This window comes from Nocardiopsis sp. NPDC058631 (assembly GCF_042716955.1).
In the GTDB taxonomy this organism is placed as follows: domain Bacteria; phylum Actinomycetota; class Actinomycetes; order Streptosporangiales; family Streptosporangiaceae; genus Nocardiopsis.
This window is the reverse complement of sequence record NZ_JBHXQY010000083.1, coordinates 1-9,449: the sequence shown is the minus strand read 5'-3', so window position 1 is coordinate 9,449 and position 9,449 is coordinate 1. Positions and strand designations below refer to the sequence as shown.

The following is a 9,449-nucleotide window of genomic DNA, read 5'->3' as shown; positions in this document are numbered from 1 at the left end:
CCTTCGGTCCCCCGCGCCCGTTGGGGCCCCAAGCCCCTCGGGGGGGGCCGCCGCGCCACCTCCCGGCGGGGGGGGCCACAGCCCCCGCGGCCCCGCCCCCGACGCGGTCGGCCCCGTTTGCGCGGGCCTCCGACGTGCCTGCCTCAGACGTGGATGAGCGGGGTGTCCACCAGGTGCTCGGCGACGAACCACGCCTGCAGTTCGTTGACGCGGATCACGTCCGACACCAGGAGGTCGTTCGTCCCGTCGTCGCCCATCTCCTGGGTGCGCGCGGCGGCGTCGTGGCAGTCCTCCAGGATGGTCTCGTGCGCCTCCAGGAGGCGGGAGAGCATCGCGGGCACCTCCTCGACCCCGTTCGGCGGGCGCGGGATGCTGGTGATCTCCGCGACGTGCCTCGGGTCGCCGACAGCGACCCCGCCCAGGGTCTGGATCCGCTCGGCGATGTCGTCGGTCAGCTCCGTCTGCTCGTCGGCGTGCTTGTCCATCAGCAGGTGGAGCTGGTAGAACGTGTGCCCGCGCATCAGCCAGTGGTGCTTCTTGTACAGGTCGTGCAGGATGCGGGTGTCGCACAGCACCTGGTTGAGCCGCTGGCACGAGTACATCCGCGTGTCGTAGGAGAGGCCGACCGGGAGCTGACGGACGGTGCCGAACTCCTGGATCTCCTTGCCCTTCTGGTGCAACCACGGCTGGCTGCTCCTGGGCTTGGGCGTCGTCCCGGCCTTGCGGTCTGCGGTCGTCACTCTGGTCCCCCTCCAGTCGGTGTGACTCGCTCTCGCGACTGGAGCGCACACGGTGGTGCGCTCCGTGTGTCAGTCTCGGACACCCACTGCCGCCGGGCGACCAACCTCCCGCCAACCAGGGGTAAGTTTTCTGTCCTTTCACCGGTTTCTGCGCCGGGGTGGGGCAGGCGGCGGGCACCGGCGCACCCCCCGATTACCGCGCGAGGCTCACGGGCAGGGAGAACAGTCCGTGCATGATCATGCTCGGCCACCAGCGCAGCTCGGACTCCTCCACCGCCAGCCGCAGGTCCGGGAACCGGTCGAGCAGGGCGCCGACCGCCACCCGCGCCTCCATCCGGGCGAGCTGCGCCCCGATGCAAAAGTGCGCGCCGTGCCCGAACGCCAGGTGCGAGTCCCCGCGTTCGGGACGGAACTCGTCGGCGTCCTCGTAGCGTTCGGGGTCCCGGCCCGCGGCCAGCAGGGAGACCAGCACAGGTTCACCCGCCTCCAGAGCGACCCCGCCCACGGTGGCCGGCTTCCCCGGGAACCTCCAGGTCGCGTTCTGCAGGGGGCTCTCCAGCCGCAGCGACTCCTCGACGGCCGGGCCGAGGAGCGTCCGGTCCGCGCGCAGGCGGTCCCACCGTTCAGGGCGGCGCAGCAGGGTGAAGAGCATGTTCCCGATCAGTGCCACCGTCGTCTCGTGCCCGGCCACCAGCAGCAGGAACGCCGTCGACGTCACCTCGTCGCGGCTCAGCTCGCCGGAGCGGTGCGCCTCGACCAGGTCTCCCAGCAGGTCGTCGGAGGGCTCGGACAGGCGGGCGTCCACCAGCGCCCCCAGGTAGTCGTCGAACCAGTCGGTGGTCGCGGCGATGGCCTCCCTCTCCTCGTAGGACGAGGAGTCCAGGACCGCGGCCTGCTGGTGGAACTCGGGGCGGTCCGCCTCCGGAACGCCCAGGATGTCGCAGATGATCGCGATGGGCAGCGGATAGGCGAGGTCCCGGACCAGGTCGGGCCGCTCGGAGGCCGCGATGCGGTCCACCAGGTCGGCGGTGACGCGTTCGGCGCCCTCCACCAGCGCCCGGACCCTGCGCGGGCTGAACGCTCCGCCCGCGACCCGGCGCAGCCGCGCGTGGTCGGGCGCGTCCACGTTGACCATGCTGCGCACCAGGCTGGGCCGGTGGTCGTAGGGAAGTCCGAGGCGGGCCGCACGCCAGAGGGCGTTGCCCGCCTCGGGGTCCTTGAGCATGTCGGGATCGGCCAGGACCGTGCGCGCGTCCTCGTGGCGGGTCACCAGCCACGCCCACGCCCCTCCGGGCAGGTCCACGCGGTGTACGGGGGAGTGCTCCCGCAGCCACCGGTAGGCGGGGTGGGGATCGGACTCGAACTCGGGTCCGTGCAACTGCGGCTGGGAAACGGACATGGCGTGCCTCTCGTGCCGGGGGTTCGATGTGTTTCCTACCCCGTGCCTCCCACCGGCCCCGCCCGAGGGGCCCGTGGCGGTGACCGTTTCCGGCCATGCGGCGCGTACGAGCCCCCGGTGGGCCCGGCCCGGCCGCACCGGGCGGCAGGGCGGCTTCAGGGGGCGATGGCGCAGGCGGTCTCCAGCACGAAACGCGGCCAGGGCCGGTGCGGATCGTGGCCGGTCAGCTCCCGTACCCGGCGCAGCCGGTAGCGCAGCGTCTGCGCGTGGACGTGCAGGGCGTCCGCGGCCGTGGTCGCCGCGCCCTCCCGGAAGTAGGCCCGCAGGGTCTCCAGCAGGTGGACGTTGCCCGTCGACAGCAGCGGGCCGAGCACGGTGTGCCGGACCGACGCCGGGGTGATCGGGCCGCCGTTCAGCAGCGCCAGCACGCACGCGTCGGAGTCCCGCAACAGCCCTTCGGGGCCGAACGCGTGCGGGGGAGCGGTCTCCATCGCGCCGTCGGCCAACCGGTAGGCGGCCGACATGTCGGCGAGCGCGCGCGGCGCCAGGACGCACCCCCGCCAGGGGTGCGCGCCGAGCACGGCGGCCACCCTGCCGGCATCGTCCGGCGAGGCCAGCACCACCACCCGGCCCGAGCGGGTGGTCAGCAGCGGGTCGGCTCCGGCCGGTTCGACCAGGCCCAGGAGCCCCATCCCCGCCGAGACAGTGTTCTCCCGCGGCGAACCGTCGGCGGACGGGCCCTCCGTCTCCGCGACCACCAGGACCGCCGGATCGGGCGGGGTGATGCCCAGGGTCATCGCCCGGTCGCGGATGGCCCCCCGCGAGGCCTGGCGACCGATCAGGAGGTCGTCCAGGAACGCCCTCCTGGCCCGTTCCAGGTCGGTGTCCAGCCGGTGCGCGGCCTCGGCGTGGCCCACCGCCAGGCTCTCGGAGATCTGGTCGATCGAGGTCAGCCAGAGTTCGCCCAGAGCGAACACGTCGGCGGCGTCGAGCCTTCCCGCCGCTTGCTCGGAGACGGCGCGCACCGCCGCCACCGACCCGACCCGGTGCGCCCGGACCACGGCACCGATCGAACGCCCGTCCGCGGCACGTGAGCGCCCGATGCCCCGCAGCCGTTCCACGTCCTCCGGGGGCAGCCGTGTCTCCCCGGCCACCCACAGCTCCAGCGAACGGGACACCAGCCACCCGGTGATCGCGCGCACCTCCGCCAACTGGGAGCCGTGCAGCGCGCGGTAGGCGGGAACCTCGGCGTACACCTCGGCGACGATCCGCTCCACCAGCCCGGCACGGTCCCGCACCAGCCCGGCACTGACACGGGCACGCTGTTCGTGTCCCACCGGTCACCTCCAGCCTCGGCCCGGCAGCCTACCGGGCGGTCGCGCGCGGTGACGCGCCCGGGAGGACAGCGCGGGCCGGCGACGCGCAGGGCGGCGGGTACCGGTAAAAAAGCCCGTGCTTCAACGGCGCAGCCTCGGGCCGCGACCTACTCCGACATGGGAGTATGCGACTGCGGCACGGGGAATGCCGCACGTCGTACGAAGCAGGACCGTTCAGGGCCGACGGGGGATGAGAGCAGATGACGGTTCCCGGCATCACTCTGAGTAATGGTGTGCGCATTCCGCAGCTGGGCTTCGGAGTGTGGCAGGTGCCCGACGACGAGGTGGTGGACGCCGTCTCGACCGCGTTGGAGGCCGGGTACCGCAGCATCGACACCGCGGCCGCCTACGGCAACGAGGAGGGGGTCGGCGAGGCCCTGCGCAGAGCGGGGCTGGACCGGGACGACCTCTTCGTCACCACCAAGCTCGCCAACCCGGACCAGGGCTACGACGCCACGCTGCAGGCCTTCGACGAGAGCCTGGACCGGCTGGGCCTGGCGGTCCTCGACCTGTACCTCATCCACTGGCCGCTGCCCGGACGCGACCTCTACGTGCCGACCTGGAAGGCGATGGAGCGCCTCTACGCGGAGGGCAGGGTGCGCGCCATCGGCGTGTGCAACTTCCAGGTGCCGCACCTGGAGCGGGTCATGGAGGAGGGCGGGATCGCGCCCATGCTCAACCAGATCGAGCTGCACCCGCTGCTCACCCAGGAGGCGCTGCGCGACTTCGACGCCGAGCACAACATCGCCACCGAGGCGTGGAGCCCCCTGGGGCAGGGCCGGCTCCTGGACCACCCCGCGGTCGCCGCGATCGCCGAGGAGCAGGAGCGCACACCGGCCCAGGTGCTCCTTCGCTGGCACATCCAGCTGGGCAACGTGGTCATCCCGAAGTCGGTGACACCGGAGCGTATCCGGTCCAACTTCGAGGTCTTCGACTTCGAGCTCTCCGACGAGGAGATGAACCGGATCAGCGCACTCGACACCGGTACCAGGTTCGGCCCCGACCCCGACGAGTTCGACGGCGACTAGGGAGTTGACCTCGACCGTTGTCGGTGTGACGGGAGGGGCTCTGACCTCGATGATCTTGTACCTACAGCCGATTTCGGCGCCCGAACTCGCTACGAGTACAAGATCACGGCGGGGCCGCGACCCGTTCGGGTCCCCGCACCAGGAGCCGCACCGGCCCGTCCGGCCCACCACGCCCGGCCGGGCGCACAGGGGCCGGGACACGGCGCGGCCCCGGAGGGAGCGGGTCCTAGTCGCGCAGCTCCCGGTGCTTGCGGGCACCCGCGAGGACGGCGTCGATGCCGTGGCGGCGGACGCGCCCGGCGTAGACGGCGCCTCCGACGAAGATGGCGGCGACCAGCGCCAGCACGGCGACGAGGGCGAGGGCGGACAGCAGCAGTGTGATCGACATGCGTTCATCGTAGCCGCACGTCCGCGGCCCTCCCTCCGGGGGACGGCCCCGGACCGCGCGACAGGTGCCGCACTAACCAGGAGGGGACTCAGATGGGCCGGACACCGCACCAGATCGTCAACCCGCTCTCCCTCGCCGAACCGGTGGGGTACTCCCACGCGCTCGTCGTCGGGCCCGGGCGCCTCGTCCACATCGGGGGACAGGTCTCCCGGCGCTCCGACGGCAAGGTGGCCGGGGGCTCCGTGGTGGAGCAGTTCGACCGGGCGCTCACCAACGTTGTGGAGGCGCTGCGCGCCGCCGGAGCCGAGCCCGCCCACGTGGTGGACATGCGCGTGTACACCACGGCGATGAGGTCCTACCGCGTCAACAGCGCCACCATCGGATCGGTCTACCGGCGCCACATGGGCCGCTACTACCCGCCCATGGCCGTCGTGGGAGTGACCGACCTGTGGGATCCCGACGCCCTCGTGGAGCTGGTGTGCACCGCAGTGGTGCCGAAGCCGGGCGAGGACGGGCTCCTGGACTGGACCGAGGCGCGCGAGCTGGTCGAGGAGGCCGAGGAGACCCTCGTCGCCGGACCGTTCGCGGTGGACGACGAGGGCGGTGAACCCGAACGCGCCCGCCTGTAGCCGTGCGTTCCGGACCGGCCTCCGTCAGGGGATCCGGCCGCCCGGGCTCCCGTGCGCGCGGGACTCCTCGGAGGGTTCCGTGGCCGTGTGCCGCCCAGGGGGTGCGCCCGGCCCCTCCTCCGACCCCACCAGCACCACCGCCACCGTGCACACCACCATCCCGACCACCGCCCCCGCGCCGACGGGGTCGCCGAACATCAGCCACGACCACACGGCGGTGGTGTGAGGGGTCAGGTACAGCAGGGCCGACACCCGCGCCACCCCGCTGCGGGCCAGGTTCACCCAGTACAGGCCGTAGCCGCCCAGTGTTGACAGCAGCACCACCCACACCACCGCCGACCAGAACACCGGATCGGCGGGAGGGACCAGCGTCCCCGTGGCGGCAGCCGCCGCGGTGAACAGCACCGCGCTCACCGCGCACTGCACCGCCAGGGCCTCCACCAGTGAACCGGCGGGCCGGGCGCGGCGCTCCAACAGGGTCGCGGCCACCAGGGAGAGCATCCCCCCGAACGGCAGTAGGTAGCCCCACCACGGCGCCGCCCCCGGGCGCAGGAGATCGGCCCCCACCACCAGCCCGACCCCCGCCAGGCCCACCGCCAGGCCCACCGCCCGCCGGGGGCGCAGGCGCTCGCCCAGCAGCGGCACCGCCAACGCCGTGGCCACCAGCGGTTGGAGCGCCGCCACCAGTGCGCTCGTGCCTGCCGCGACCCCCGCCTCGGCGGCGGCGAACACCCCGTACAGGTAACCCGCCTGGGACAGCAGCCCGAGCACGGCGTGCAGGGCGGCGTCCCGCCGTGACATCCTCGTCCCCCGCCACAGGCACCACGCCGCCAGAACACCGGCCACCAGCAGGAACCGCCAGGCCAGCAGGGTCGTGGCGGGCGCGTACCGGGTGCCGAGTTCCGCGCCGACGAAGCCCGAACTCCACATCACCACCAGGCCCACCGCGAGCAGGGCCGGAACCAGGGAACGGAACACCGTCGCCTCCTTCTCGAACATCGTCCCCCGAGGTAAACACACCGGTCGGTATACTTGCGATGTAGTCGCCGTGTGCGACAACCCGCACGCGGCACGGCACACGAGGCGGGACTCCGGCAGACCGGCAGCCCCGCACCAGGGAGTGAACACCATGACCAGCACGGACACCAGGCCGCTGACCCCGGCCGCGCGCAGGGTGCTCGACGTCGCGACCGAGCTGTTCTACACGCGCGGCATCAACACCGTCGGCATGGAGCTGGTCGCCGAGCGGGCCGGGGTGACCAAGAAGACCATCTACGACCGGTTCGGCTCCAAACGGGAACTCGTCGTCCAGTACCTGCGGGCCCGTGACGCCCGATGGCGCGCGCACCTCTCCGGGTACCTTGACGGGGCGGAGGGCCCGCGCGCGAGCGTCGCCGCGACCTTCGACGCGCTGGAGGACTGGATGACCGACGAGAACCCGCGCGGGTGCGCCATGGTCAACGCCTACGCCGAGCTGTCCGACCCCGAGCACCCCGGACGGGCCGTCGCGCAGGAGCAGAAGCGGTGGCTCCGCGGCCTCTACACCGACCTCGCCGTGCGTGCGGGAGCCTCCGCGCCCGCCGATCTGGGCGACGCGCTCGCCATGCTGCACGAGGGGGCCGTGATCGCCCGCAACGTCACCGGCGTCGCGGACGCGGCCCGTACGGCGCGCGCCGCCGCCGACGCGCTCATGAGCGCACACGGGGCGGACTGAGCCGCGCCGGCCTCAGCGCTCGCGCTCCGCGCCGGCCGGCTGTCGGCCGGGGACCCCCGTGCCTCACCGCCCCCGGTGGGCGGGGGCGGCTGTGCGGACCCCGCCCACCGGGGACCAGCGCCCGGCGGAGGGGGCCGCGGTCACAGGTAGCCGAGCCGGGACAACTCCACGCCCGCCACCTCGTGCACGTCCCCGTACTGGTTGCGGGACAGGCGGTCGCGCCACGAACCCACCCCCCACGACTGGTCGTTCAACAGCTCCGAGGCCGACACCCGGGCACCGCAGAACTCCCGCAGCCGCTCCGCCGTCTCGACCTCGCCGCCGTGCAGGTCCTCGTAGCGCAGGGTCAGCAGCTGCTCGGCCCCGGTCTCCCGGCGCAGCTGCGCCGACATGCGCACCGCGCCCCGCCAGCGCATCGCGCACCTGGCGGCCGTGGAACCCTCCGTGAACGTGTCCAGGTCCGACTGGTCCTCCAACCCGAAGAAGTGGTTGGGGAACTCGTGGTCCAGCTTCATGAAGCTCGGCTTCAGCCAGGCCAGCGAGCGCTCGTCGTCCATCATGTCCGCGATGACGTCGCGTCCGTCCCGGATGATCTGGACGAACAGCGCGTCGGGGAACGCCGCGTGCAGGGCGGTCGCGGCGAACAGCAGGTCGGGGCTGGCGTCGCCGTAGCGGTGTGCGTCGGCGCTGTGCTCGCACGGCTCCGCCGAGGCGTTGGCGGGCACACGGGACCACGGTCCCGGACATTTCGGACAGGTCAGGGGGGTGAGCTGCCAGGCCTCGGCGTAGGCCTCGCGCAGCAGGCTCGCCGTTCCGGCGACCTTCTCCCGGGCCAGCGACGGGCGCCTGGCCACGGTGTAGACGGCGTTGAGCACGCCCGAGGAACCCGCCCCCAGGTGGAATCCGGGCGCGCGGGACAGGGCACGGGCGACCTCGGCGACCCCGGAGTGGGGGGCGCCCAGGACGAACACCGGGCGTTGGACCTTGGTCCCGTTGACCACGAGGATGTAGGACGGCTGCTTCATGATTGTGCTGATTTTTGCACCCTTTGCCCCTCTCGCGTGCATCGGCTGGGCTTTTTACCTCCGCGCCTTCGGGTTCACGAGGCTACGGCCCCGGGGAGGCCCCCACCAGGGCCGCGCGGAGGCCGCGAAGGACCCGGTCGCGCGTCGCTGCAACAATGGGGCATGGCCTCGATGAGCACCCGTTCCGCGCCGTTCGCCGACCCCGAGGAGTTCGAGCGCGCCGCCGACCTCCTCTCGTCCGCCGGGAGCATCACCGTTCTCACCGGCGCAGGTGTGTCCACCGACTCCGGAATCCCCGACTTCCGGGGGCCGAAGGGTCTGTGGACGACGAACCCGAGCGCGGAGGCCATGTCGGACATCGACTCCTACATGGGTGACGTGGACGTGCGCCGCGAGGTGTGGTCGCAGCGCCGCGCCCACCCGGTGTGGGAGGCGCAGCCCAACGCCGCGCACCGGGCGTTCGCCGACCTGTGCGCCCTGGGCCGGCTGCGGGCGCTCATCACGCAGAACATCGACGGCCTCCACCAGCGCGGCGGGGTGCCCGGCGACGCCGTCATCGAGGTGCACGGCACCATGCTGCGCATCATGTGCATGTCGTGCGGGCTGCGCACCCCCGCCCCCGCGGTGCTGGCGCGGCTGGACGAGGAGTCCGACCCCCACTGTGTCGAGTGCGGGGGCATCCAGAAGTCGGACACCATCTCCTTCGGCCAGCGACTCGACCCCGACGTCATCGGCGAGGCCACCCGGGCAGCCCAGGAGTGCGACGTCTTCCTGGCCGTCGGCACCTCGCTGACCGTCCACCCGGTGGCGGGGCTGTGCGACGTGGCGATGATGGCGCGGGCCTCCCTGGTCGTGGTCAACGCCGAGCCCACCCCCTACGACGACTTCGCGGGCGCGGTGCTGCACGACCCCATCGGCGACGTCGTCCCCGCCCTGGCGCGACGGGTTCGGGAGTCCGCGACCTAGCTGTACTGACCTGGGAGGTCAGGTACGCGGGACCGGAAAGGTTCGCAGCCCCGCCCCTCACGTCACACCGGCAACGGTTCGGGTCAGCCCACTAGTGTCCTGAGTCGTTAATTCGTCGGCAGTACGCTGCGAGGGATTCGAGGATCTCCTCGGCCGTCTTGTGCCATACGAACGGCCGGGGATC

10 protein-coding genes are annotated in these 9,449 nt (G+C 72.6%); 4 read left to right on the top strand and 6 right to left on the bottom strand.

Annotated features, from left to right (window positions below):
• Nucleotides 1-143: 143 nt before the first annotated feature.
• From ACFWTE_RS22870 to ACFWTE_RS22860, 3 genes are all read right to left on the bottom strand, one after another.
• Nucleotides 144-740, bottom strand: coding sequence for a Dps family protein (locus tag ACFWTE_RS22870; protein WP_378781854.1), 597 nt, complete (start codon nucleotides 738-740; stop codon nucleotides 144-146).
• A gap of 193 nt (nucleotides 741-933) precedes the next feature.
• The gene (locus tag ACFWTE_RS22865) at nucleotides 934-2,139 is read right to left on the bottom strand and encodes a cytochrome P450 (protein WP_378781852.1); all 1,206 of its coding nucleotides are present in this window, start codon (nucleotides 2,137-2,139) and stop codon (nucleotides 934-936) included.
• A gap of 155 nt (nucleotides 2,140-2,294) precedes the next feature.
• Complete coding sequence (locus ACFWTE_RS22860) at nucleotides 2,295-3,476, bottom strand: PucR family transcriptional regulator (RefSeq protein WP_378781850.1); 1,182 nt, start codon at nucleotides 3,474-3,476, stop codon at nucleotides 2,295-2,297.
• A gap of 239 nt (nucleotides 3,477-3,715) precedes the next feature.
• On the opposite strand from ACFWTE_RS22860, the gene ACFWTE_RS22855 reads away from it, so the two are divergent.
• Nucleotides 3,716-4,543 (top strand): aldo/keto reductase, encoded by an 828-nt coding sequence (locus ACFWTE_RS22855; protein ID WP_378781848.1) that lies wholly within the window; start codon nucleotides 3,716-3,718, stop codon nucleotides 4,541-4,543.
• A 226-nt stretch (nucleotides 4,544-4,769) separates the two neighbouring features.
• Here the strand turns inward: ACFWTE_RS22855 and ACFWTE_RS22850 are convergent, their stop codons facing one another.
• A complete protein-coding gene (locus ACFWTE_RS22850; RefSeq protein ID WP_378781846.1) occupies nucleotides 4,770-4,931 on the bottom strand; it encodes a hypothetical protein in 162 nt (53 codons plus the stop codon).
• Between the two features lie 92 nt (nucleotides 4,932-5,023).
• On the opposite strand from ACFWTE_RS22850, the gene ACFWTE_RS22845 reads away from it, so the two are divergent.
• Nucleotides 5,024-5,560, top strand: a complete 537-nt coding sequence (locus ACFWTE_RS22845; protein WP_378781845.1) for a RidA family protein — start codon at nucleotides 5,024-5,026, stop codon at nucleotides 5,558-5,560.
• 24 nt (nucleotides 5,561-5,584) lie between these two features.
• On the opposite strand, the gene ACFWTE_RS22840 is transcribed toward ACFWTE_RS22845, so the two are convergent.
• Complete coding sequence (locus ACFWTE_RS22840) at nucleotides 5,585-6,538, bottom strand: DMT family transporter (RefSeq protein WP_378781843.1); 954 nt, start codon at nucleotides 6,536-6,538, stop codon at nucleotides 5,585-5,587.
• Nucleotides 6,539-6,689: 151 nt separating this feature from the next.
• Here ACFWTE_RS22840 and ACFWTE_RS22835 point away from each other — a divergent pair, with 151 nt between their 5' ends.
• Nucleotides 6,690-7,274, top strand: coding sequence for a TetR/AcrR family transcriptional regulator (locus tag ACFWTE_RS22835; RefSeq protein ID WP_378781840.1), 585 nt, complete (start codon nucleotides 6,690-6,692; stop codon nucleotides 7,272-7,274).
• A gap of 140 nt (nucleotides 7,275-7,414) precedes the next feature.
• On the opposite strand, the gene ACFWTE_RS22830 is transcribed toward ACFWTE_RS22835, so the two are convergent.
• Entirely contained in the window at nucleotides 7,415-8,299 is an 885-nt protein-coding gene (locus ACFWTE_RS22830; RefSeq protein WP_378781838.1) for a sulfotransferase family protein, read from the bottom strand.
• A 162-nt stretch (nucleotides 8,300-8,461) separates the two neighbouring features.
• On the opposite strand from ACFWTE_RS22830, the gene ACFWTE_RS22825 reads away from it, so the two are divergent.
• Nucleotides 8,462-9,265 (top strand): NAD-dependent deacetylase, encoded by an 804-nt coding sequence (locus ACFWTE_RS22825; protein WP_378781837.1) that lies wholly within the window; start codon nucleotides 8,462-8,464, stop codon nucleotides 9,263-9,265.
• Nucleotides 9,266-9,449: the final 184 nt, after the last annotated feature.

What these genes read in the sequence shown, in the direction of transcription:
- ACFWTE_RS22845 (WP_378781845.1), top strand. Translation starts at nt 5,024, where the DNA reads ATGGGCCGGACACCGCACCAGATCGTCAACCCGCTCTCCCTCGCCGAA.
- ACFWTE_RS22855 (WP_378781848.1), top strand. Translation starts at nt 3,716, where the DNA reads ATGACGGTTCCCGGCATCACTCTGAGTAATGGTGTGCGCATTCCGCAG.
- ACFWTE_RS22865 (WP_378781852.1), bottom strand. Translation starts at nt 2,139, where the DNA reads ATGTCCGTTTCCCAGCCGCAGTTGCACGGACCCGAGTTCGAGTCCGAT.
- ACFWTE_RS22830 (WP_378781838.1), bottom strand. Translation starts at nt 8,299, where the DNA reads ATGAAGCAGCCGTCCTACATCCTCGTGGTCAACGGGACCAAGGTCCAA.
- ACFWTE_RS22850 (WP_378781846.1), bottom strand. Translation starts at nt 4,931, where the DNA reads ATGTCGATCACACTGCTGCTGTCCGCCCTCGCCCTCGTCGCCGTGCTG.
- ACFWTE_RS22835 (WP_378781840.1), top strand. Translation starts at nt 6,690, where the DNA reads ATGACCAGCACGGACACCAGGCCGCTGACCCCGGCCGCGCGCAGGGTG.
- ACFWTE_RS22825 (WP_378781837.1), top strand. Translation starts at nt 8,462, where the DNA reads ATGGCCTCGATGAGCACCCGTTCCGCGCCGTTCGCCGACCCCGAGGAG.